General features: G+C 60.7%; 20 protein-coding genes and 1 pseudogene. 11 read left to right on the top strand and 10 right to left on the bottom strand.

What is annotated here, in order from left to right:
* Positions 1-2: 2 nt before the first annotated feature.
* The 3 genes from ACMXYH_RS12515 to speB form a co-directional block, all read right to left on the bottom strand.
* Complete coding sequence (locus ACMXYH_RS12515; protein ID WP_415767255.1) at positions 3-1,571, bottom strand: purine-cytosine permease family protein; 1,569 nt, start codon at positions 1,569-1,571, stop codon at positions 3-5.
* A gap of 189 nt (positions 1,572-1,760) precedes the next feature.
* The gene (locus tag ACMXYH_RS12510) at positions 1,761-3,269 is read right to left on the bottom strand and encodes an aldehyde dehydrogenase family protein (RefSeq protein WP_415767254.1); all 1,509 of its coding nucleotides are present in this window, start codon (positions 3,267-3,269) and stop codon (positions 1,761-1,763) included.
* A 27-nt stretch (positions 3,270-3,296) separates the two neighbouring features.
* Positions 3,297-4,301 (bottom strand): agmatinase, encoded by a 1,005-nt coding sequence (gene speB / locus ACMXYH_RS12505; protein ID WP_129445032.1) that lies wholly within the window; start codon positions 4,299-4,301, stop codon positions 3,297-3,299.
* 151 nt (positions 4,302-4,452) lie between these two features.
* On the opposite strand from speB, the gene ACMXYH_RS12500 reads away from it, so the two are divergent.
* From ACMXYH_RS12500 to ACMXYH_RS12470, 7 genes are all read left to right on the top strand, one after another.
* Positions 4,453-5,367: a LysR family transcriptional regulator gene (locus tag ACMXYH_RS12500; protein WP_415767253.1), complete on the top strand. Its 915-nt coding sequence runs from the start codon at positions 4,453-4,455 to the stop codon at positions 5,365-5,367.
* Between the two features lie 56 nt (positions 5,368-5,423).
* The gene (locus ACMXYH_RS12495) at positions 5,424-6,932 is read left to right on the top strand and encodes a sigma-54-dependent transcriptional regulator (protein ID WP_129436692.1); all 1,509 of its coding nucleotides are present in this window, start codon (positions 5,424-5,426) and stop codon (positions 6,930-6,932) included.
* A gap of 433 nt (positions 6,933-7,365) precedes the next feature.
* Positions 7,366-7,743, top strand: a complete 378-nt coding sequence (gene gcvH / locus ACMXYH_RS12490) for a glycine cleavage system protein GcvH (protein WP_415767252.1) — start codon at positions 7,366-7,368, stop codon at positions 7,741-7,743.
* Positions 7,744-7,753: 10 nt separating this feature from the next.
* Positions 7,754-10,609 (top strand): aminomethyl-transferring glycine dehydrogenase, encoded by a 2,856-nt coding sequence (gene gcvP / locus ACMXYH_RS12485; RefSeq protein ID WP_415767251.1) that lies wholly within the window; start codon positions 7,754-7,756, stop codon positions 10,607-10,609.
* Between the two features lie 147 nt (positions 10,610-10,756).
* Complete coding sequence (gene glyA / locus ACMXYH_RS12480) at positions 10,757-12,013, top strand: serine hydroxymethyltransferase (protein WP_415767250.1); 1,257 nt, start codon at positions 10,757-10,759, stop codon at positions 12,011-12,013.
* 208 nt (positions 12,014-12,221) lie between these two features.
* Entirely contained in the window at positions 12,222-13,238 is a 1,017-nt protein-coding gene (gene lipA / locus ACMXYH_RS12475; RefSeq protein WP_415767249.1) for a lipoyl synthase, read from the top strand.
* 61 nt (positions 13,239-13,299) lie between these two features.
* Positions 13,300-13,578 carry a hypothetical protein gene (locus tag ACMXYH_RS12470; protein WP_415767779.1) on the top strand — a complete coding sequence of 93 codons (279 nt, stop codon included), beginning with the start codon at positions 13,300-13,302 and terminating at the stop codon, positions 13,576-13,578.
* Here ACMXYH_RS12470 and ACMXYH_RS12465 read toward each other — a convergent pair.
* From ACMXYH_RS12465 to ACMXYH_RS12445, 5 genes are all read right to left on the bottom strand, one after another.
* A complete protein-coding gene (locus ACMXYH_RS12465; protein WP_123369193.1) occupies positions 13,553-13,933 on the bottom strand; it encodes a RidA family protein in 381 nt (126 codons plus the stop codon). The genes ACMXYH_RS12470 and ACMXYH_RS12465 overlap by 26 nt on opposite strands.
* A gap of 121 nt (positions 13,934-14,054) precedes the next feature.
* Positions 14,055-14,513 (bottom strand): metallophosphoesterase family protein, encoded by a 459-nt coding sequence (locus ACMXYH_RS12460; protein WP_415767248.1) that lies wholly within the window; start codon positions 14,511-14,513, stop codon positions 14,055-14,057.
* A gap of 33 nt (positions 14,514-14,546) precedes the next feature.
* Positions 14,547-14,939: a GFA family protein gene (locus tag ACMXYH_RS12455; RefSeq protein WP_129436698.1), complete on the bottom strand. Its 393-nt coding sequence runs from the start codon at positions 14,937-14,939 to the stop codon at positions 14,547-14,549.
* 47 nt (positions 14,940-14,986) lie between these two features.
* Positions 14,987-15,544: a hypothetical protein gene (locus tag ACMXYH_RS12450; protein ID WP_415767247.1), complete on the bottom strand. Its 558-nt coding sequence runs from the start codon at positions 15,542-15,544 to the stop codon at positions 14,987-14,989.
* Between the two features lies 1 nt (position 15,545).
* Positions 15,546-16,316, bottom strand: coding sequence for a DUF2092 domain-containing protein (locus ACMXYH_RS12445; RefSeq protein WP_415767246.1), 771 nt, complete (start codon positions 16,314-16,316; stop codon positions 15,546-15,548).
* A gap of 118 nt (positions 16,317-16,434) precedes the next feature.
* On the opposite strand from ACMXYH_RS12445, the gene ACMXYH_RS12440 reads away from it, so the two are divergent.
* From ACMXYH_RS12440 to ACMXYH_RS12425, 4 genes and pseudogenes are all read left to right on the top strand, one after another.
* A complete protein-coding gene (locus tag ACMXYH_RS12440) occupies positions 16,435-16,836 on the top strand; it encodes a hypothetical protein (RefSeq protein WP_129436701.1) in 402 nt (133 codons plus the stop codon).
* Positions 16,837-17,065: 229 nt separating this feature from the next.
* A complete protein-coding gene (locus ACMXYH_RS12435; protein WP_415767245.1) occupies positions 17,066-17,347 on the top strand; it encodes a DUF3303 domain-containing protein in 282 nt (93 codons plus the stop codon).
* A 76-nt stretch (positions 17,348-17,423) separates the two neighbouring features.
* Positions 17,424-17,676, top strand: a pseudogene (locus ACMXYH_RS12430) (transporter); the annotation flags it as partial.
* Between the two features lie 49 nt (positions 17,677-17,725).
* Positions 17,726-18,400, top strand: a complete 675-nt coding sequence (locus ACMXYH_RS12425; RefSeq protein ID WP_415767244.1) for a DUF3313 domain-containing protein — start codon at positions 17,726-17,728, stop codon at positions 18,398-18,400.
* A 119-nt stretch (positions 18,401-18,519) separates the two neighbouring features.
* Here ACMXYH_RS12425 and ligD read toward each other — a convergent pair whose 3' ends face one another.
* Together ligD and ACMXYH_RS12415 are read right to left on the bottom strand one after the other, a co-directional pair.
* Positions 18,520-21,111: a DNA ligase D gene (gene ligD / locus ACMXYH_RS12420; protein ID WP_415767243.1), complete on the bottom strand. Its 2,592-nt coding sequence runs from the start codon at positions 21,109-21,111 to the stop codon at positions 18,520-18,522.
* Positions 21,108-22,103 (bottom strand): methyltransferase, encoded by a 996-nt coding sequence (locus ACMXYH_RS12415; RefSeq protein WP_415767242.1) that lies wholly within the window; start codon positions 22,101-22,103, stop codon positions 21,108-21,110. The genes ligD and ACMXYH_RS12415 overlap by 4 nt, the downstream gene beginning before the upstream one ends.
* Positions 22,104-22,111 lie beyond the last annotated feature (8 nt).

Here is a 22,111-nt window from a genome sequence, read left to right as displayed (position 1 = left end):
GATTATCTCCGGACCGCCGATTCGTCGAAAACGGGCAACGACGGCTTGGTCAACGTGTCGCCGGTGGTGTATTGCGGGGATGTTTTTTCGATGTGCTGGATGACGATTTCTTCGCGCTTGAGGTCGATCGAGCGGCTGAACCAGTAGTACACCAGCCCCGACACGATCAGCCCGACGAGCCAGGCGATGTCGATGCTGCCGAGCGCTTTGGCGAGCGGGCCGACATAGACTTCACGCTGCTCAACGCCGTCGTAGATGTAGAAGAACGGGATCATCGAAATGAAGCCGATGGCATACGCCGCGATGCCGCGCAGGCCCCAGCTGCCGTAGATGTTGCCGTGGGGCATGAAGAAATGCGGGATGGCGTAGCGGCCCTTGCGGACGAAGAAGTAGTCGGTCAGGTTGACCGAGGTCCAGGGCACCAGGAAGTACAGCATCACCACCAGGTAGATGCCCAACACCGACAGGCCTTTGCCCGAACTCTGGATGCTCAGCGCCACGCCCAGTTGCAGCAGGATCACGAAACCAATCGCCAGGATGCGCGCCTTGCGGGTCGGTTCGATGTGCTTGATCGAGTCGACGCAGGTCAGCGTGGTCAACTTCGCGCTGTAGATGTTCATGGCGATGACCGGCAGGAACGCCAGGATCGTGACGACCACTACCACGGTCCCCATCAGCGGCGACACCGTGTTGCCCACTTGCCCAAGAGCCACCAACACATCAGTGGAATGAAGGTGATCGGCCAACCAGCCACCCACGGAAATCATCCATGCGCCGGACAACGAGGCCCCCAGGAACACCACCGCGATCAGTTTGCCGCTGGAGGTGTTCTTCGGCAGGTAACGCGAATAGTCAGACACATACGGGGCGTAAGCGATGTTGTAACTCGCCGCTGCCGCGAACTGGGCGATGAAACCCGTCCAGTTGAAGCCCAATGGCGCCGGGGCCACTTCACCGGCCGCGAGTACCGGCACCGCGGCATCGGGAACCCAGCCCATCAGCACCGCCAACGTCACCAGGCCGTAAAGCGGAAGAGACAGGTACAACGCCCATTTGAAACTGCGGTGCATCCAGTCATGACCAAGGATCGCCAATACGGCCGCCGGTATCGTCACCGCCACCGCGATCACCGCGGGGTTGAAGCCGAAGAGCGTGTGTAGCCCTTGCATCATCAACACCAGGTTGACGATGTTGAAACCGGCGAACACAAACAGCGTCGCCAGCAGCACCAGGATCACACCGCGATAGCCGAACTGCGCACGGGACTGGATCATCTGCGGCAAGCCAAGGTGCGGGCCTTGCGAGCCGTGAAACGCCATGAACAGCGTGCCGAACATGATGCCCAGCGTGCCGGCGAGTGTGGTCCAGAGCGCGGTCAGGCCGACGCTCGGGCCGACGAAGCCGATGGTCATGGTGAAGAAAGTGAAATTGCCGAGGAACCAGAACGGGCCCTGGCTCGACAGTTTATCGGTGCGCTCGCTCTCCGGGATGAAATCGATTGAATGGCTTTCGACGACGGGTTTGTCGTCCAGGACCGACACGCTCAGGGCTGACTTGGCGTTAGTGTTCATGATGGTCTCTTATTGTTGGAAGATCATGACGAGATAACTGCATTGTTTTGGGTGAACGACGCCCCTGTGGGAGCGGGCTTGCTCGCGAAAGCGGAGTATCAGTCCACATCAATGTTGGATGTGCCGGCCTATTCGTCGGAACGCCGCCCGGAGCAAGCCCGCTCCCACAGGGATTGAGTCAGCCATGACTCAGGGCAGCGTGATCCAGACCGCCTTGGTTTCGAGCAGATAATCGAGCTGCTCCGCGCCCAGGTCCTTGCCGAATCCGGATTGCTTGTAGCCACCGAACGGCATCGACGGGTCGAGGGTGCCGTGGGCGTTGACGTAGACCGAACCCGCTTTCAACCGGGGGATCAGGCTGTGCACCTTTCCAAGGTCATTGGAATACAGTGCGGCCGCCAGGCCGTAAGGCGAGTCATTGGCCAGGGCCAAAGCCTCTTCTTCATCGTCGAACGGTGCAGTAACCAACACCGGACCAAAGATCTCTTCCTGGACGATGCGCATGTCGTTGCGGCAATGGGCAAAAATGGTCGGCTCGACGAAGAAACCGGGGCCCTCGACAGGCTGGCCGCCGTAGACCAGTTCGGCGCCTTCTTGCTTGCCGGTTTCGATGTAGTCGGTCACTCGCGCCTTCTGCAACGCCGAGACCAACGGGCTGATGAAGCAGTCTGGATCCAGACCCGGTGCGATTTTCAGCGTGCGGGTGTAAGCGATCAGTTCGCGCAGGAATTCGTCGTAGACACTGCGATGAATGTAGGCGCGAGTACCGGCATCACACACCTGACCGGAGTTGAAAAACACGCCGTTGGCAATGGCCTGGGCGGCGGCCGGCACGTCGGCATCGGCCAATACGATTACCGGTGATTTTCCTCCGAGTTCGAGGGTTAGTCGCTTCATTTCGTCCAGTGCCGCGCGGCCAACGGTACGGCCGACCGGGGTCGAGCCGGTGAAGGTGAGCTTGTCGATACCGGGGTGCGTGGCCATCGCCGCACCGACCACGCTGCCGCGTCCGGTCACGATATTGATCACCCCGTCCGGGATGCCGGCTTCCTGCACCAACTCGGCAAAGCGCAAGGCGGACAGCGAGGTCAGTTCGGCGGGTTTGACCACCACGGTGCAACCGGTTGCCAGCGCCGCGCCGAGCTTCCAGGCCATGGTTTGCAGCGGGAAGTTCCAGGGCACGATGGCGCCGACCACACCTACCGCTTCCTTGCGGGTATAAGCCAGGTAGTTGCCGGGCAACGACGGTTCAACGGTTCGGCCATGCAGCTTCGTCGCCCAACCGGCGAAATAACGCAGCGTATCGACCGTGCCCTGGATATCGACATCCCGCGCAAAGGCGACTGACTTGCCCATGTCGATCGATTCGATTTCCGCCAGTTCGGCGGCGTTGCTTTCAATCAGGTCCGCCAGACGTTGCATCATCCGCTCGCGTTCCGCCGGTTTGGCCTGGCGCCAGGCACCACCGTCAAACTGTGCGCGGGCGGCTTGCACGGCGCGATCCAGATCCTGTGTGGTGCCCATCGGAATACGCGTGATCAGGCCCTCGGTCGACGGCTCGATAACATCGGATGTCTGCCCGTCACTGGCCTCGACAAAGGCGCCACCGATGAACATTTTCTGAACCTTGCGGAGGAAGGTCTGGGTGGCTTCGGATACACCAAATTTCTGGAGATACTGCTTAACGATCGTGTCCATTTTCATTCCCTCTGTGCGGCGGTCGGATCACGCCGTGGCCGTGGTGGTTTCGCTCATGGCGTGCCGTGCTTGAGCCCGCTCATGAAAGATGAAACCGATGCTGTTGAGCAGCAGTTGCGCCGCCAGAATCGAGGTCATGCCGGAAGGATCATAGACCGGTGCGACCTCCACCAGATCCATGCCAACGATGTTGCCTTGGCTGCGTTTGGCCAGGGCCTGGATGATTTCCAGCACTTCGTAATAGAGGAAGCCGCCGTGACTTGGGGTGCCGGTGCCAGGGGCGATGGACGGGTCGAAACCGTCGATGTCGATGGTGATGTAGTAGTTGATGTTCTGCGGGATCAACGCCAGCACACCTTCGACGCCGAGGCGGCGCACATCACGGACCGAAAGGATCTTCGAGCCGGCCGCGTGGGCGGCTTCATAGTCGTCACGATTGGACGAAGACACGTTGCGGATACCCATCTGGGTCATGCCGACAATGTGGTTCATTTCGGACGCGCGGCGCAGCGGGTTGCCATGGCCGTAGCGAACACCGTGGCGCTCGTCGACGAAGTCCAGGTGCGCATCGAAGTGGATGATGTGGATCGGGCCGCGGCCCTCGAACGCCTTGATCACCGGGGCGTGAACCGAATGATCGCCACCGAGTACAACCGGCATGACGCCGGCATCCAGAATCTTGCGCACGGCGTATTCGGTGTTCTCGTTACTGGTGACCATGTCGGTGTGCACGATGTCGGCATCACCGACGTCGACCATGCGCACGTCAGAGGCGGTCAGGTACATGACGTCATCTTCGTGGTCATAGGCGCCGGCATGGCCGAAGGAAAACAGGGTCGATGCCTCACGAATGCCGCGTGGTCCGAAGCGTGCGCCGGAACGCCACTGGGTACCCATGTCGTTGGGCACGCCGAGGACCGCCACGTCCGCATCCAACGCATCCCAATCGGTGCACACCGGGGATTTACCAAAGGTGCAGTGACCCACGAATGGCAGGTTCAGGCGACCGGATTCATAACCGTTGTTCGACATTTCAGGCATCTCCAATTCTTGTTATCAGCTAGCGGACTTGGAAGGCGACCGCCGTTGGAATGACTATGGGCGCAGGTTTTCGTGGAAAAAATGCTAAACATCAGATACTCATATCGGCATTACCGATGCATCCGCGCGTGGGAGGTCCAAGGTGATCCAGCTGCACGATGTCGATCTGAAACTGCTCAGGGTGTTTGCCACGATTGTCAGGTGCGGCGGTTTCTCTGCCGCGCAGGCGGCGTTGAATGCCGGCCAGTCAACCATCAGCGAACAGATGACTCATCTGGAAACCCGCCTGGGGGTCAAACTCTGTCAACGCGGGCGCAGCGGCTTTCGCCTGACCGAGCAAGGCGTGGCGATCCACGAAGCCACTCAGCGTCTGCTCTCGGCGGTGGAAAACTTCTGCATGGACGCTGACGTACTCAAGCAGCACATCAGCGGCAAACTCAATCTGGGGATCATCGACACCACCATTACCGATCCCGATTCTCCACTGCCGCGAACCACCCAGCGCTTCGTCTCCAGAGGGCATGATGTGCACCTGAACGTGTACGTCGGCACCCCCGCAGAACTGGAAGAACGCGTGCTCGACGGCCGACTGCACCTGGCCATCGGGCACTTCCCGATCTACGTTCCGGGGCTGTTGCACTCGCCGCTGTATCAGGAAGCACTGGGCTTGTATTGCGGGCGGCGGCATCCGCTGTATGGCAGCAAGGCGGAGGGCGACGAACTGCTCGAAGAGATTGCCGCGAGCCGGATTGTGGTCAGGGGCTACATGCAGCAATACGATCTGGAACACTTGGGCGTCAGTAAGGCTGCGGCTACGGTGGACAACATCGAAGCGCTGGCGATTCTGCTGATCTCCGGCGCCTATCTGGGCTTTCTGCCGATGCACTTCGCAGCTCAGTGGGTCAAGACCGGCGAGATGCACCAACTGGCGCCCACCAGCTTGCAACTGATGTCGCCATTTGACGTGATCACCCGACGCGGCACTGCCCCGCCGCCGATCCTTCAGGCGTTCCTTGAGGATCTGGCCGCCTGTTCGCGCAAAACCGGCAACACCTGACAGACACGGCGCGTGCCGGTCATACTCATTCTGTTCGCAACCCTTGCAGGCCACCTATGCGCATCCACGTCACCTTCATCGACCGCGTCGGCATCACCCAGGAAGTGCTGGCCCTGCTCGGTGGGCGCCGTTTCAATCTGGATGCCGTCGAGATGGTGCCGCCCAACGTTTACATCGATGCGCCCACCCTCGGGGCCGATGTACTGGAAGAGCTGCGCGAGGCTTTTCTTGGGGTGCGGGGCGTGCAAGCGGTGACGATGGTCGACATCCTCCCGGGGCAGCGCCGACGCTTGCAACTCGATGCCTTGCTGGCGGCCAGCACCGACCCGGTGTTGGCGGTGGATGAGCGAGGTCATGTGCTGCTGGCCAACCCGGCGCTGATCGCACTCTGTGGCCGTGAACCCGCCGGTGAGCCGTTGACGGCGCTATTCGATGATCCTTCGCTGCATCACACATTGATCGAACACGGTTTTCGTCTGCCCATGCACGAGGTCAGTCTCGGTGGTCAGACGCTGCTGCTGGACGCCATGCCGATCACCGATGCCGGCGCCCTGCTGACCCTGTATCAACCGAACCGCATCGGTGAACGCCTCTCGGCGCTGCATCATGACCACGCCGAAGGTTTCGACGCGCTGCTCGGCGAGTCTCCGGCGATTCGGACCCTCAAGGCCCGCGCCCAGCGCGTTGCAACGCTCGATGCACCGCTGCTGATTCAGGGCGAAACCGGCACCGGTAAAGAGCTGGTGGCGCGTGCCTGCCACGCGATCAGCGCCCGGCATGACTCGCCCTTCCTGGCCCTGAACTGCGCGGCGCTGCCGGAGAGCCTCGCCGAAAGCGAGCTGTTCGGCTATGCCGCGGGCGCTTTCACCGGTGCCCAGCGCGGCGGCAAACTCGGCCTGCTGGAACTGGCCGACCAGGGCACGGTGTTCCTCGACGAAGTCGGTGAAATGTCGCCCTACTTGCAAGCCAAGTTGCTGCGCTTTTTAAGCGATGGCTGCTTCCGTCGGGTGGGTGGCGATCGTGAGGTCAGGGTCAACGTGCGCGTCCTCAGCGCGACCCACCGTGATCTGGAAAAAATGGTCGGCGAAGGCAGTTTTCGCGAGGACCTGTTTTACCGCCTGAATGTGCTCAATCTGCAAGTGCCGCCGTTGCGCGAGCGCGGCCACGACATCCTACTGATGGCCAATCATTTCATGCAGCAGGCCTGCGCGCAGATCCAGCGTCCGGTGTGTCGACTGGCGCCCGGGACCTATCCTGCGCTGCTCGGTAACCGCTGGCCGGGCAATGTACGGCAACTGCAGAACGTGATTTTTCGTGCTGCTGCAATTTGCGAGAATCCGCTGGTAGACATCGACGACCTCGACATCGCCAGAACGGCGGTGGAGCGGCAAAACGACGGTGAGGTTGGCAGCCTGGAGGATGCCGTCGAAGGGTTTGAAAAGAACCTGCTGGAACAGCTCTACAGCAGCTATCCCTCCAGCCGTTTACTGGCGGCACGCCTGCAAACCTCGCACAGTGCGATCGCCATCCGGCTGCGTAAATATGGCATTCCCAACAAACCCTGATGCCTTTGCCGCAATGCATCTTCACCAACACCATCCAACCCTTGTGGGAGCGAGCTTGCTCGCGAAAGCGGACTGACATTCCCTATTAATATCGACTGACACGGCCTCATCGCGAGCAAGCTCGCTCCCACAGGGGTCAAGAACAACCCCCTTTTGTATGCAATTCGATACATCGTATCGAAATCAAGACAAACCCTCTCGAAGCGTCTGGCCCAGACTTCGATCCCTCCTCCGTGCATGCCTGTATTGATTTCAATACGGAAGCTGTACGCCAATCCCGCTAGAAATATCTCAACTCATTGATTTCAAACTAATAAACTAGATTGGCACCGCCCTTGCTATCAACCCTCAAGCCACGCTCGTTGCCCGGCACGAGCCTGTCCATCGTCATCCGCCACCAGCAGTGGATGAGTCTGAACAATGAGGAGTTGATATGAGCGAATTGCGTTTTACCGTCGATCACGAATGGCTGCGTCTTGAGAGCGATGGCCTGATCACCGTGGGTATCACCGCGTATGCCCAGCAAGCGTTGGGTGACGTGGTCTTCGTTCAGGTGCCTGAACTGCGCACCTTCGGCGCTGGCGATGAGGTGGCGGTGCTGGAGTCGGTGAAAGCTGCCAGCAGCGTGTACATGCCCCTGGACGGCGAAGTGGTCGAGGTGAATTCAACACTCGAAAACTCCCCCGAATTGATCAACGAAGACGCACTGGGTGAGGGCTGGTTCTTCCGCATACGCCCCAGCGACACGCGTGCGATGGACGCCCTGCTCGACCAGGCCGCTTACGAGCGCCTGACCAGCGCCGACGCTTGAGGATTTGCGTATGACCACCCTCCTCGATACCCGTAACGAATTCATCGCCCGCCACATCGGCCCGCGTGCCGGCGACGAACAAGCCATGCTCAACCGCCTCGGCTTCGACTCGCTGGAAGCCCTGAGCGCCAGCGTCATCCCCGACAGCATCAAGGGCACCAGCGTCCTCGGCCTCGAAGACGGCCTCAGCGAAGCCGATGCCCTGGCCTTGATCAAATCCATCGCCGGCAAAAACCAGCTGTTCAAGACCTACATCGGCCAGGGCTACTACGGCACGCACACGCCGTCGCCGATCCTGCGCAACCTGCTGGAAAACCCGGCCTGGTACACCGCCTACACCCCGTACCAGCCGGAAATTTCCCAGGGCCGTCTCGAAGCGCTGCTGAACTTCCAGACCCTGATCAGCGACCTCACCGGCCTGCCGATCGCCAACGCTTCCTTGCTCGACGAAGCCACCGCCGCCGCCGAAGCCATGACCTTCTGCAAACGCCTGAGCAAGAACAAGGGCAGCCATGCGTTCTTCGCTTCCGTGCATTGCCACCCGCAAACCCTCGACGTGCTGCGCACCCGGGCCGAGCCGCTGGGCATCGACGTGGTGGTGGGCGACGAGCGTGAACTGAGCGACGTGACGCCGTTCTTTGGCGCCCTGCTGCAATACCCGGCGAGCAACGGTGACGTCTTCGATTACCGCGAACTGACCGAACGCTTCCACGCCGCCAATGCGCTGGTGGCGGTCGCCGCCGACCTGCTGGCCCTGACCGTGCTGACCCCGCCAGGCGAATTCGGTGCCGACGTGGCCATCGGCAGCGCGCAACGCTTCGGCGTGCCGCTGGGCTTCGGTGGCCCGCACGCGGCGTATTTCTCCACCAAGGATGCGTTCAAGCGCGACATGCCCGGCCGTCTGGTCGGCGTCTCCGTCGACCGTTTCGGCAAGCCGGCCCTGCGCCTGGCGATGCAGACCCGCGAGCAACACATCCGTCGCGAGAAAGCCACCAGCAACATCTGCACCGCGCAGGTCTTGTTGGCCAACATCACCAGCATGTACGCCGTGTACCACGGCCCGAAAGGCCTGACCCAGATCGCCAACCGCGTGCATCACCTGACCGCGATTCTGGCCCAAGGCTTGAGCGCATTGGGCCTGAAAGTCGAGCAAGCCAGCTTCTTCGACACCCTGACCCTGAACACCGGTGCTAACACCGCCAAACTGCACGACCAGGCGCGCGCCAAGCAGATCAACCTGCGCGTAATCGATGGCGAACGTCTGGGCCTGTCCCTCGACGAAACCACTTCGCAAGCTGACGTGGAAACCCTGTGGGCCCTGCTGGCCGACGGCAAAACCCTGCCGGACTTCGCTGCTCTCGCCGCTTCGGTGACTAGCACGATCCCGGCCGCCCTGCTGCGTCAATCGCCCATCCTCAGCCACCCGGTGTTCAACCGTTACCACTCGGAAACCGAGCTGATGCGCTACCTGCGCAAGCTCGCCGACAAGGACCTGGCGCTGGATCGCACCATGATCCCGCTGGGCTCGTGCACCATGAAACTCAACGCCGCCAGCGAAATGATCCCGGTGACCTGGGCCGAGTTCGGCGCCCTGCACCCGTTCGCCCCGGCCGAGCAAAGCGCCGGTTATCAGCAACTGACCGACGAGCTGGAAGCAATGCTCTGCGCCGCCACCGGGTACGACGCGATCTCGCTGCAACCGAACGCCGGTTCCCAGGGCGAATACGCCGGCCTGCTGGCGATTCGCGCCTACCACCAGAGCCGTGGCGAAGACCGTCGCGACATCTGCCTGATCCCCTCGTCCGCCCACGGCACCAACCCGGCCACCGCCAACATGGCCGGTATGCGCGTGGTCGTCACCGCCTGCGATGCCCGCGGCAACGTCGACATCGAAGACCTGCGCGCCAAGGCCATCGAGCACCGCGAACACCTCGCCGCGCTGATGATCACCTACCCGTCGACCCACGGCGTGTTCGAAGAAGGCATCCGCGAAATCTGCGGCATCATTCACGACAATGGCGGCCAGGTGTATATCGACGGCGCCAACATGAACGCCATGGTCGGCCTCTGCGCCCCGGGCAAGTTCGGCGGCGACGTGTCGCACCTGAACCTGCACAAAACCTTCTGCATCCCCCACGGCGGTGGCGGCCCCGGCGTCGGCCCGATTGGCGTCAAGTCGCACCTGACCCCGTTCCTGCCGGGTCACGGGACCATGGAGCGTAAAGAAGGCGCGGTCTGTGCCGCACCGTTCGGCAGCGCGAGCATTTTGCCGATCACCTGGATGTACATTCGGATGATGGGTGGCGCCGGCCTCAAGCGCGCCTCGCAACTGGCGATCCTCAATGCCAACTACATTTCCCGTCGCCTCGAAGAGCACTACCCGGTGCTGTACACCGGCAGCAACGGCCTGGTGGCGCACGAATGCATCCTCGATTTGCGTCCGCTGAAAGACAGCAGCGGCATCAGCGTCGATGACGTCGCCAAGCGCCTGATCGACTTCGGCTTCCACGCCCCGACCATGTCGTTCCCGGTCGCCGGCACCTTGATGATCGAGCCGACCGAAAGCGAATCCAAAGAAGAACTGGACCGCTTCTGCGACGCCATGATCCGCATCCGCGAAGAAATCCGCGCGGTGGAAAACGGCACCCTGGACAAGGACGACAACCCGCTGAAAAACGCCCCGCACACTGCGGCGGAAATCGTCGGTAAATGGACGCATCCGTACAGCCGTGAGCAAGCGGTTTACCCACTCGAAACCTTGATCGAGGCCAAATACTGGCCGCCCGTCGGTCGCGTCGACAACGTGTTTGGCGATCGCAACCTGATCTGTGCCTGCCCGTCGATAGCGGACTACCAGGACGCTTAAAAACACCGCTTAACCCCTGTAGGAGCTGCCGAAGGCTGCGATCTTTTGATCTGGCTTCTAAAAAAATCAAAAGATCGCAGCCTCGTTTCACTCGGCAGCTCCTACAGGTGTACGTCTATCCATCCAAGAACAAAAGAGGACTCCACCATGTTCAGCAAACACGACCAGATCAAAGGCTACGACGACGAACTGCTGGCGGCGATGAACGCCGAAGACGCACGTCAAGAACACCACATCGAGCTGATCGCTTCGGAAAACTACACCAGCCAACGGGTGATGGAAGCGCAAGGCAGCGGCCTGACCAACAAGTACGCCGAAGGCTATCCGGGCAAGCGCTATTACGGCGGTTGCGAACACGTCGATGTGGTCGAACAACTGGCCATCGACCGCGCCAAACAGCTGTTCGGCGCCGATTACGCCAACGTCCAGCCGCACTCCGGCAGCCAGGCCAACGCTGCGGTCTATCTGGCGTTGCTGCAGGCCGGCGACACCGTGCTGGGCATGAGCCTGGCCCACGGCGGTCACCTGACCCACGGCGCCAAAGTGAGTTTTTCCGGCAAGTTGTATAACGCCGTTCAGTACGGCATCGACACCGCCACCGGCCTGATCGATTACGACGAAGTCGAACGCCTGGCCGTCGAACACCAACCAAAGATGATCATCGCCGGTTTCTCCGCCTACTCGAAGACTTTGGATTTCCCGCGCTTCCGTGAGATCGCCGACAAGGTTGGCGCTTATCTGTTTGTGGACATGGCCCACGTCGCCGGGCTGGTGGCGACGGGTCTGTACCCGAACCCGATTCCCTTTGCCGATGTCGTCACCACCACAACCCACAAAACCCTGCGCGGTCCGCGCGGCGGCCTGATCCTGGCCAAGGCCAATCCGGAACTGGAGAAAAAACTCAACTCAGCGGTGTTCCCCGGCGGCCAGGGTGGCCCGTTGATGCACGTGATCGCCGCCAAGGCTGTGTGCTTCAAAGAAGCGCTGGAGCCCGCCTTCAAGACCTATCAGGCGCAAGTGATCCGCAACGCCCAGGCGATGGCTAAAGTCTTCATCGATCGAGGCTACGACGTCGTGTCGGGCGGGACCGACAACCACCTGTTCCTGGTCAGCCTGATTCGTCAGGGCCTGACCGGCAAAGACGCCGACGCCGCCCTCGGTCGTGCCGGTATCACCGTGAACAAAAACGCCGTACCGAACGATCCGCAATCGCCGTTCGTGACCTCTGGCCTGCGCATCGGCACGCCGGCGATCACCAGCCGTGGTTTCAAGGAAGCCCAGAGCATCGAGCTGGCGGGCTGGATCTGCGACATTCTCGATCACCTCGGCGATGCCGATGTCGAGGCCCACGTCGCCCGGCAAGCCGCTGTAATGTGCAGCGACTTCCCGGTCTACCGCGACTGATCCGCAGCACTCTTTGTAGCAGCTGGCGCAGCCTGCGTTCGGCTGCGCAGCAGTCGTGAAATCAGGCAATGCGGTGTTTCAGAAAAACCTCGCACTCAGGTTTTACGACTGCTGCGCAGCCGAACGCAGGCTGCGCCAGCTGCTACAAAGAATGCGTTTTTCTGGCGTCAGCGCGGGGCTCTCCCGCTCGCACAAGAGGAAAAAATACATGAGCATACTTGTGGAATCGACCGGCAAAAGCCCGGTAAAAATGCAAGTCGGGGTCAAACTGCGCGGTGCAGAAAAGGTCGCGCGAATTCCGGTGAAGATCATCCCGACCGATGAGTTCCCACGCAAACCCGACTGGATTCGCGTGCGCATACCGACCTCCCCCGAGGTCGACCGGATCAAACAGCTGCTGCGCAAACACAAGCTGCACAGCGTCTGTGAGGAAGCTTCCTGCCCGAACCTCGGCGAGTGTTTTTCCGGTGGCACGGCGACCTTCATGATCATGGGTGACATCTGCACCCGCCGTTGCCCGTTCTGCGACGTCGGCCACGGCCGGCCAAAACCGCTGGACGCCGAAGAGCCGATGAACCTCGCCGAGGCCATCGCCGACCTGCGCCTGAAGTACGTGGTGATCACCTCGGTGGACCGCGACGACTTGCGCGACGGCGGCGCCCAGCATTTCGTCGATTGCCTGCGCGAAATCCGCAAGCTGTCGCCGGGCGTGCAACTGGAAACCCTGGTGCCGGATTACCGTGGCCGTATGGACGTTGCCCTGGCGATCACCGCCACTGAGCCACCCGATGTGTTCAACCACAATCTGGAGACCGTCCCGCGCCTGTACAAAGCCGCGCGGCCGGGTTCGGATTTCGAGTGGTCGCTGGATCTGCTGCAGAAGTTCAAGCGATTGGTCCCGAGTGTACCAACCAAATCCGGCCTGATGCTGGGCCTTGGCGAGACCGACGAGGAAGTCATCGAAGTCATGCAGCGCATGCGTGAGCACGATGTCGACATGCTCACCCTCGGCCAGTACCTGCAACCGTCGCGCAGTCACTTGCCGGTCCAGCGTTTCGTCCACCCGGACGTGTTCGCCTGGTTCGCCGAACAAGGTACGCGGATGGGCTTCAAGAACGTTGCATCCGGTCCTCTGGTGCGCTCGTCCTACCATGCGGACCAACAAGTTCAGCGGGCAACGAGCACTGTGGATTCCCTCCTTACTGCTGGATTCGATTCCCCTTGAAAGCCTCACGCCGTGCGTTGCGCTCTTCTGTGTAGGCTGCGCTCGGCTCGCTGATCAGGTGTTGCATGAAGTCGACGGCCAACGTTTCCTGACCGAGACGGTACTTGCGCAAGAAGTATTCGGTCCTTCGGCACTGCTGGTGAACGTCAAGGATGAGGATGAACTGCTCGCCGTCGCTCACTCGCTCAAGGGGCAGCTCAGCGCTGCTGCCTCGCCTCGTAGACGGCCAGTAAAAGCCATCCTTGACGCAGTCTTTGCCAACCCGCCCGGTGGCGCCCGCTCGTTGAGCGGGACCTCCGGACAAGTCCGCGGACTCAGCCCTTGGCCGCCATCGCCGTGACTTCCACGCGCATGCCTTCAACTGCCAGGGAGGCCACGCCAACGGCGGCCCGAACCGGCCAGGGCTTGGCGAAGAAGCGCTGGTAGACCTCGTTGAAGGCGGCGCGGTCAGCCATGTCGGTGAGGTAGATGGTCAGATGCAGAACCCGGTCCATGGAACTGCCGGCGTGCTCCAGCGCTACCTTGAGTGCCTGCAGGGTGCATTCGCTTTGCAGGGCGATGTCGCCCAACTCCAGGCTGCCGTCGGCGCGGGTGGGGATCTGAGTGGAGACCAGCAGGCCGCCGAAACCGGCGACATCCGAGGAGATGGACTGCGGATCGGGGTCGGGGAGGAAGGTGAGGTCGTGGTTTGCCATGGGGATCTCTTGCATGAGGTGGTAAAGGGGCCGTCGAGTATATAGCGGCTGGAAAACTCGGTGTGGAACGCCCAGTTTGGCAAGGCCCTGCTCACAGAAAAATCTACAATCCAGGGAAAGGTCATTCCAGTAGCGAGACCAGACGCGGCTCAATTGAGGTCTCAAGCACCTCAAGCAGAGCCAGCGTCACCGGCAGCTTGAAGCGTCGGCGTCCCGCGCTGCCGGGATTGAGGTAGAGCTGTTCGCCGCGCCATTCTATGCGGGGCTTGTGCGAATGGCCGGTGATCACCAGCTTTATGCCTGCATCAAGCACGGCTGGGACATCGGCATTGTCATGTACCAGAAAGACCTGCCATCCGTTCAGGTCGAAACATAGGCAGTCGGCGAGATTTTCCGCCCAAGGGGCGTCCAGATCGTTGTTCCCGCGGACCACGTGCAGCGGGGCTATTGATGCCAGTTGATCGAGGATTTCGGGGCTGCCGATGTCGCCCGCGTGAATAATCCGTTCACAACCCTGCAGTGCAGCAAGGGCTTCGGCGCGGAGCAAGCCATGGGTATCGGAAATCACGCCCACTTTCATGCAACGCTCCAGACCCGGTTCAAGCATCGGAACCTACTCCTCAAAGCGACCCGTGGCGTCACGATCGCGCTCGTATCGTCTCGTGAGCGGAAACGGCGGCAACCAGGACTCACGACGCACGATCCAGCTTTCGTAGGTTGGCATCAGTTGGTCAGGGGCATCCAGGGACCCCAGGTTCACTTCGATTTCGTCGTCGGTGCGCGCAAAAACGGACGAGCCGCAGCGGGGACAGAAAAACCGTCCGGCGTAGTCACGTGTTTCGCCGTCGATCGTCACCGCACTCTGAGGGAATATCGCGCAAGCATGAAAAAGCGCCCCATGATGCTTGCGGCAATCGAGACAGTGACAAAGGCCGACCCGATACGGGAGTCCCGACGCCTCAATTCGGACGTTGCCGCACAGGCAACCACCCGTGAATCGCTCCATGCTGCGTCTCCTCTAAAATCAAGCGGTCGGAATGTGATCCCCCCGACTCAAGGCGCATTCACCACGACATAAGTCACATCGCTGCCCTGATACTGTGGTTGATACAAGGTTGAACCGCACTGCATGTAAGCCGTGTTGTACTGGATGACTTGCACGCAACTGGGGGGCAATTGCGCTGGCGTGAAGATGGACCCGACCACCGCCGCTGTCACCGCGACCGTTGCAGTGACGGCCGCCGCCGTGGCGATCGGATGGTAGTGATCGTCGTAGCCATAGCGGCCCTGCCCATCTACGTCGATGTCCACGTCGCGGCTGTTATCGATGTTGACGTTACGGGTGCTGTTGTTGATGTTGGTTCGGTTGCCGACCGTGTTTCCGGTATTGGCCCGATTGCCCGCGTTGACGTTGGTAGCGCGTTGAGCGGTATTGCCGGTGTTGACGCGCTGAGCCCTTTGAGCACTGGGTGGCGGCGCACGATTGACCGATGCCCTGGCGTGCCCTTGGGCGCGCTGGGGTCGGGCATCCACATAAGTGACCAGGCTCAGCGTCAGTACCGAGGTGGTTACGAGCGATAACAACAGGCTCCACGACATCGTCCTGTTCATGTCATGCCCCTCCCTGATCACTGGCTCTCTTCAAAGGAATCGCCACATCGCCCTTGCGCGGTGCGAAGGTGAAGATCGAGTCCTTGATGCCCGGTTTCAGGTTCCAGCGATACACCGCGCTGTATTCCGGAGAACCCGGTTCATCGGTGGTCGTGATCACCAGTTTGCACGGCAGTGGCTTGTCGGATCGGGTGATCCACAACTGCCAGTCAACACCCTCCTGCCGAAAGGCCAGGTGATCACACAGTTGCCCCTTGATCGTCGACGGGCCGACATACAGCGCCTCTTTCAGCGCATCGATCTGTGCCTGATCGCTGCCAAACAGAAACAGGTCCTCCATGGGCACCTGAATCCCGTAATGGTTTTCTATCAAGTGCAGCGTATCGGAGACGTCAGGCGGTGCATCCACGGTGGTGTAGTACTTGAGAAACGGTGAATACTGGGTCAGTTTCTTGCCGTTATAGAAGAACTCTCGCGTTCGAACATCGCCTTGCGTCTTGGCATACATCCGATCGCGACCCACCACTTTCAAGACAGTAGAGGCCTCGGTCTTGATCTTCTGGCCAGACTCCAGAACGGTATCCCGGGACACTTCGGCGTCGACCTGAAACGTCGGCAGACTGCGTAGGTAGGTGCCCATATCGATGAGTTTATCGACCACTTTCGGGTTGATCGTCGGGGTGGCGTCCGGTGTTGGCGGATCGTCGGCACAAGCGCCCGGGGCCAGCGCAAGGGTGAACAACAGGCAGAAAACACTCGCGTTGGCTTTCATTGATCCCGCTCCTTGGCCTGTGCACGACTCTTAAGCCTAGTCCCGGCGTGACCCGTTCGCCAGAAGGGCAAGAAACCCTATGGGCAAACCCGATTGGAGCACTCTATGATTGAACCCCATGACCACCACGCCTCCGATCCGCCAACCCTGCCCGCCCGGCGCCTGCGACTGCGGGCGTGACCCGCTGCTGGAAACACCGGGGGCGGACGTGCGCATCCTGTTTCTGACCCGTTCGGAAGAAAAGCGCCTGGTCGAACGCCTGGAAAACCTCCAGAGCCTGAGTGATCTGGAACGCCTGCAACAGCGAATGTACGAACAGTTGGGCATCCGCGTGGACATCGTCCCCAGTTTCAACGAAGTACGCACCATGCGCGGTATCGGTATTAACCTCGGCGAACAACCGGGGCTATGCCGCAAAACCCGTCAGTCGATCCCGGCCGCGATTCGTCGCGCACTGGAGAAGCGCCCGGAGATTGCCTACGAGCTGCTCAACGCCAACGACCTGTTGCGCGATGCGTGAAATCAGCCCCATGAACCTCCTCCTCGAAGCACCTGCAAAATTCGTTGCCATGCAACGAAACAGGATCAGCGGTCATACGCAGAGTCTGGCCCGCTGCTATGCCTTCTCATGGGAGCAATGGTTTCAAGCCAGTCAGGGATGAATCTGGACACTCAAGCGTGACCGTGGTCCCGGCACCCGCCAGGTGCGCGAAGAGCAACAGGTGCCAATCCGTAGCAGGAGGTGGCAGATGTTATTCATAGTCAGTTGGTCTATCAGTTCGACAAATCGTAACAGCGCGATCGAGCGTTTCCTCAAGACCGGGGGGGCTCCACCCGCTGGCGTCAAAATGCTGGGACGCTGGCACGCCGTCGGTGGTGCATCCGGTTTTGGCGTGGCAGAGGCCAGTGATCCGGCAGCCATTCAGAAGTGGGTGCTGGAATGGAGCGACCTCATGACCATGGAGGTCCAGGCGGCACTGACCGATGAACAGATAGCGCCGCTGCTGGCGGGCGCTGTCGGCAAGCAATAGTCGTTGGGGCGGCGAGCCGGGCTCGCCGCCTCATGCCTGCGTATCAAGCCTGCCCTTTCAGCGCTTCCAGTACTCTGTGGTGTACGACAGCAGCGCCGTTTCGGACGCAAACCGAACTTTTACCGCTCCCATGGGCGAATCCTGGCGCATTGCGGCCGGCCACCTATGCTCTGAACAAGGTCACCGACATCAATGTCAGCTGGGCCATGGTCTGGCTCGGCGACATGCCGGTGGATTTGACCAAATCCGCGTCAGGTACTCGACCCCCGGGTCAGTTCGACAATGCCTGGATTCAAGCCGTGACCGGAAACATGACCTGGCGATTCTGATGCCCTGCTACTGAAAAAAAACGACTTAATCCATGGAGCAAACACCACTATGAACTTGTCCCGAAAACTGTTTATTGGCGCTGCGCTGGCCAGCCTGCTGCTCGGCGGTTGCACCTCGAAAGTCACCGAGCGTGAGCAGTATTCCGGTTTCCTGTCCAACTACAACAACTTGCAGCAAGTCACCACCACCAGCGGCGAAACAGCCATGCGCTGGGTGAGCCCGTCCTGGAATCCAGATGCCTATAACACCGTGGCCTTCAACAAGCTGGAACTCTACCCGGCGCCCAAGCCCACTGAGCGGGTTAACCAGCAAACCCTGGACGAGTTGCAGAGCTACATGACCAGTAAGGCCAAAGGTGTGCTGAGTCAGAAATATCGGGTTGTAACGAGCGCGAAATCAGCGCCGGCCGGTTCAAAAACCTTGATCCTGCGCGCAGCGATCACCGGGGTGAGTGCCGAAAACGAAGGCATGAAGTGGTATGAAGTGGTGCCGGTTGCCGCCGTCGTGGGGGGTGTTTCCGCTGCCAGTGGTCACCGCGATCAGGACACCACACTGTTTATCGAGGCCGAGTTTATCGACGCCAGCAACAACCAGACCGTGGCCAAAGTGGTGCGCAAAGTCTTTGGCAGCACCCTGTCAAACGCCAGCCAGAAGATCACCACCAAGGATTTCAAAGTGGCGATCGACAAACTGACCAGTGACCTACAAGCATTCATCAAGTAGCCCCCCCGTAGGAGCTGCCGCAGGCTGCGATCTTTTGATCTTGATTTTGTCGGAGTAACAACCGCCGCCAAGATCGCAGGCTTCGCCAGCTCCTACACCGATCGTGTTCATCCCAACCGCTATTTTTTCATCCCTACCCGTCGCCGCATCTCGGCGGTGATCGACTGCCGGGTTTTCTTCAAATCCTTCCAGGGTTCATCACCGACCTTGGCCAGGCGTTCATGCACAGTATGCACGTTCCACTGATTGCCACCCTTGAGCTCGCCCACCTCTTCGCGAAAGATCGGCACCGACACCGGCAGCCCTTCGCGGGTGCGCACGGCGTAGGCGCAGATGGTCGTGGCGCCCAGACCGTTGCGCAGGTAATCGATGAAGATCCGCCCTACCCGGTTCTTCGGGCCCGACACGGCGGAAAAACGCTCCGGCAGCAACTTGGCCATGTGGCTGACGATCGCGTGGCTGAAGTCTTTCACCTCATCCCAACCCAGCTTGCGAGTCAGTGGCACCACCAGGTGAATCCCTTTGCCGCCGCTGGTCTTGAGGAACGCCTTGAGCCCCAGTTCATCGAGTACCGAGAGGGTCAGCTGGGTGGCCTCGACCATGCTTTTCCAGGGCAGTGCCGGGTCCGGGTCGAGGTCGAGGACGAAGCGGTCGGGTTTGTCGAGGTTGTCCGAGGTGGCGTTCCAGGTGTGCAGCTCGACGGTGCTCATTTGCACGGCGCCGATCAGGGCTTCGGCGTTGTTGATGATCATCACCGGTTGGCCGGTGAGTGCCTTGTCCAGGGTGGTGATCCCCGGAATGGCCAGGCGCTCGGCGTTCTTCTGGAAAAACAGTTCGCCGGCGATGCCGTCCGGGGCGCGCACCAGCGCCACGGGCCGGTCCTTGAGCTCGGGCAAAATCCATTCGGCGACGCTGGCGTAATACTCCGCCAGTTGCACTTTGGTGGTGCCGCTGCTGGCGTCGATGACCCGGTCCGGGTGAGTGATGCGGACCTTGCCCTCGCCCAGGCCGATTTGTGAGGGCGCGGGCGCGGCTTTCTTTTTGGCAGGGGTGGAAGGTTTTTCGACAGTGGTTTTTTTCGCGGCTGAAGTCTTCACGGCTTTCGGACGCTCCTCGGTAATGTCTTCGGCAGGTTTGTCGTCACGCAGGCCATGGAACACTGCATGACGGACTGAACCTTCCTTGGTCATTTCGGCAAAAGCGACCTCAGCCAGCAGCGTGGGCTTGAGCCAGTGCACACCCTTGGCGTCAAAACCGCTCGGTGGATTGACCACCGAAATCTTTTTGGTTTGCAGCGGTTTCAGCTGCTCGTAGATGCGCTTGAGCGTCGTCTCGTTGAACCCGGTGCCGACCTTGCCCGCGTAACGCAACTCACCGCTGTCGCGGTCATGCAACCCCAGCAGCAGCGCGCCGAAGGCATTGCGCGAGCCTTTCGGGTCGGTGAAGCCGACGACCACAAATTCCTGCCGATGCTTGCACTTGAGCTTGATCCAGTCGCTGCTGCGCCGCGACACGTAAGGCGAACCCAGACGCTTGCCGATCAGCCCTTCCATCTGCATTTGGCAGGCGCTGTTGAGCAGCGCTTCCGGTTCTTCACTAAAGGCATCGGAGAAGCGCAGTAGCGGGTCTTTGTTGGGGTTTAGCACGGTCGACAGCGCAACCCTTCGCTCCTCGACCGGCACCTCGCGCAAGTCCACGCCGTTGAGGTAAGGCATGTCGAACAGGTAGTAAACGATGTTGCCGCTACGGCCCGAGTCGAAGGCGTTTTGCAAGGCCTGAAAGTCCGGCACGCCCTGCTCGTCGGCGACCACCATTTCCCCGTCGAGCCAGGCCGATTCGAGGCCTAGCGCCGCCAACGCCTCGGCTTGTCTGGGCAGTTTGTGGGTCCAGTCGTGGCCGTTGCGGGTGAACAGTTTGACTTCGTCGTGGTCGATGCGCGCCATGATCCGATAGCCATCGAACTTGATCTCATAGCTCCACTCGCCGCCCGGGGCTTTTTCGACCAGCGTCGCCAGTTCCGGTTTGAGCAGTTCCGGCAATTTGGCTTTGCGGGCGCCCGTCAATGGCGCCGATTTTTCCTTGCGCGCCGGGGTAGCGGTTTTTTTGACCGGTTTGGGTTTGGCAGCGGTCTTCGGCTTTTTGGCAACGATGGTCCGGTCACTGAGCACGCTGTCGGGCTCGGCGGCGACCACGTCGTAATCGCTTTCGGGTTTGGCCGCGCCGTCCTGATGCTTGATCAAAAACCATTGCTCCTGCTTGCCCGGCATGTGCGTGCGCACTAGGTTCCACAGGCCGCCGAGCTTCTCGCCCTTTAGCTCGAATTTGAGCTTGCCCTTGGCGTACGCCTTGGCCGGGTCGTCCTGAGGAATCCACACCCCCCGGTCCCAGACAATCACGTCGCCGGCGCCGTAATGCCCTTCGGGAATGCTGCCCTCGAAGGTGGCGTAATCAATCGGATGGTCTTCGACGTGCACCGCCAGGCGCTTGACCTTGGGGTCCAGTGACGGACCTTTGGGCACCGCCCAACTTTTCAGTGCGCCATCGAGCTCCAGGCGAAAGTCGTAATGCAGCCGTGAGGCGTCGTGCTTCTGAATGCAGAACTGTAACGCATGATCTTTCACGGTTTTTTTGCCCGAACGTTTGCCGGCAACCGGTTCAGAGGTCGCCGAGAAATCGCGCATGCGATTGTAATCGTCCAGGCTCCTGGTCATGGCGCACCGACTGACGACGTAACGGTGCCCCCGATGCCCGAACCGATACGCGTGACAATCAGGGCTACGACGGCAATGCGTTCCACCCGCTGATAGCCAGGGGTCAACAGTTCTTCACCGAACACATCGGGGTCGAGTTCGTGGTAGGTCCAGCCGAACATCGGCGATTCCAGACGCGGTGTCACCGCATCCAGAAACGGGTCGACGCCATCGATCATCGCCACCCCGGTGTACAGCACCAAGGAGCCACCGGGGGCCAACCGATACAAGGCTTGCTCGACAATGCGCAACGACAATTGCGCGCCAAGCGCGCCGCCGCCATGCCGGTAAGCACGCTCGGCCGGGTCGGCCATGTAGGGCGGATTGGCGACGATCAGGTCGAAGTGGCCGTCGACGTCTTGCAGCACATCGCTGGCCTCGATGCTGACGTTAGCCAACTCGGCAAGCGCGACGTTGACCGCCGTCATGCGTAACGCCAAAGGGTTGATGTCCACGGCCAGCACTTCGGCCTCACGGCGTGCGCGGGCAATAACAATCGCTCCGACACCAGCGCCGCAACCAATGTCCACGGCGCGCCTGATCGACGCGAAGCTCTGTTGCAGATGAGCGTGAATCAGTTGTGCAAAACGATAAGTGTCGGGACCGAAGAACACCGCGTCAGCGGCATCAGTGGGGTAACCCGAGTGCACGAACAACAGGTCATCGAGGCTTGACCAGCGCACATGACTTTTCAGTCGACCATTGCATTCCTCGAGGACGCCAGCCTGTTGCAACTGCCGCTGCTCATCCACCGACAACAGACCCGGCTCAAACGGCCGCGACCAGCCGAACACTTCGCGCAGGGTCCGGGCGCTTTGCCCAAAGGAGCGATCATTGACCCGCTGATGGGTTAGCGGCGTTGGCGTGATGAAACGATAACCGTCGGCCTGCAAGCGGCGCCCCAGTTGCAGCAGGGCCAGATCGGCGGCGCTAAGGTGTTCTTCCTGATTCATGAAGGGCT

This window comes from Pseudomonas frigoris, assembly GCF_047758635.1.
Lineage (GTDB): Bacteria > Pseudomonadota > Gammaproteobacteria > Pseudomonadales > Pseudomonadaceae > Aquipseudomonas > Aquipseudomonas frigoris.
The sequence above is the reverse complement of the archived record's forward strand: the minus strand, read 5'-3'. Positions and strand labels throughout refer to the sequence as shown.

What these genes read in the sequence shown, in the direction of transcription:
- gcvP (WP_415767251.1), top strand. Translation starts at nt 7,754, where the DNA reads ATGACCACCCTCCTCGATACCCGTAACGAATTCATCGCCCGCCACATC.
- ACMXYH_RS12445 (WP_415767246.1), bottom strand. Translation starts at nt 16,316, where the DNA reads ATGAAAGCCAACGCGAGTGTTTTCTGCCTGTTGTTCACCCTTGCGCTG.
- ligD (WP_415767243.1), bottom strand. Translation starts at nt 21,111, where the DNA reads ATGACCAGGAGCCTGGACGATTACAATCGCATGCGCGATTTCTCGGCG.
- ACMXYH_RS12495 (WP_129436692.1), top strand. Translation starts at nt 5,424, where the DNA reads ATGCGCATCCACGTCACCTTCATCGACCGCGTCGGCATCACCCAGGAA.
- glyA (WP_415767250.1), top strand. Translation starts at nt 10,757, where the DNA reads ATGTTCAGCAAACACGACCAGATCAAAGGCTACGACGACGAACTGCTG.
- ACMXYH_RS12510 (WP_415767254.1), bottom strand. Translation starts at nt 3,269, where the DNA reads ATGGACACGATCGTTAAGCAGTATCTCCAGAAATTTGGTGTATCCGAA.
- gcvH (WP_415767252.1), top strand. Translation starts at nt 7,366, where the DNA reads ATGAGCGAATTGCGTTTTACCGTCGATCACGAATGGCTGCGTCTTGAG.
- ACMXYH_RS12515 (WP_415767255.1), bottom strand. Translation starts at nt 1,571, where the DNA reads ATGAACACTAACGCCAAGTCAGCCCTGAGCGTGTCGGTCCTGGACGAC.
- ACMXYH_RS12425 (WP_415767244.1), top strand. Translation starts at nt 17,726, where the DNA reads ATGAACTTGTCCCGAAAACTGTTTATTGGCGCTGCGCTGGCCAGCCTG.
- ACMXYH_RS12415 (WP_415767242.1), bottom strand. Translation starts at nt 22,103, where the DNA reads ATGAATCAGGAAGAACACCTTAGCGCCGCCGATCTGGCCCTGCTGCAA.
- lipA (WP_415767249.1), top strand. Translation starts at nt 12,222, where the DNA reads ATGAGCATACTTGTGGAATCGACCGGCAAAAGCCCGGTAAAAATGCAA.
- ACMXYH_RS12440 (WP_129436701.1), top strand. Translation starts at nt 16,435, where the DNA reads ATGACCACCACGCCTCCGATCCGCCAACCCTGCCCGCCCGGCGCCTGC.
- speB (WP_129445032.1), bottom strand. Translation starts at nt 4,301, where the DNA reads ATGTCGAACAACGGTTATGAATCCGGTCGCCTGAACCTGCCATTCGTG.
- ACMXYH_RS12465 (WP_123369193.1), bottom strand. Translation starts at nt 13,933, where the DNA reads ATGGCAAACCACGACCTCACCTTCCTCCCCGACCCCGATCCGCAGTCC.
- ACMXYH_RS12460 (WP_415767248.1), bottom strand. Translation starts at nt 14,513, where the DNA reads ATGAAAGTGGGCGTGATTTCCGATACCCATGGCTTGCTCCGCGCCGAA.
- ACMXYH_RS12455 (WP_129436698.1), bottom strand. Translation starts at nt 14,939, where the DNA reads ATGGAGCGATTCACGGGTGGTTGCCTGTGCGGCAACGTCCGAATTGAG.
- ACMXYH_RS12450 (WP_415767247.1), bottom strand. Translation starts at nt 15,544, where the DNA reads ATGAACAGGACGATGTCGTGGAGCCTGTTGTTATCGCTCGTAACCACC.
- ACMXYH_RS12435 (WP_415767245.1), top strand. Translation starts at nt 17,066, where the DNA reads ATGTTATTCATAGTCAGTTGGTCTATCAGTTCGACAAATCGTAACAGC.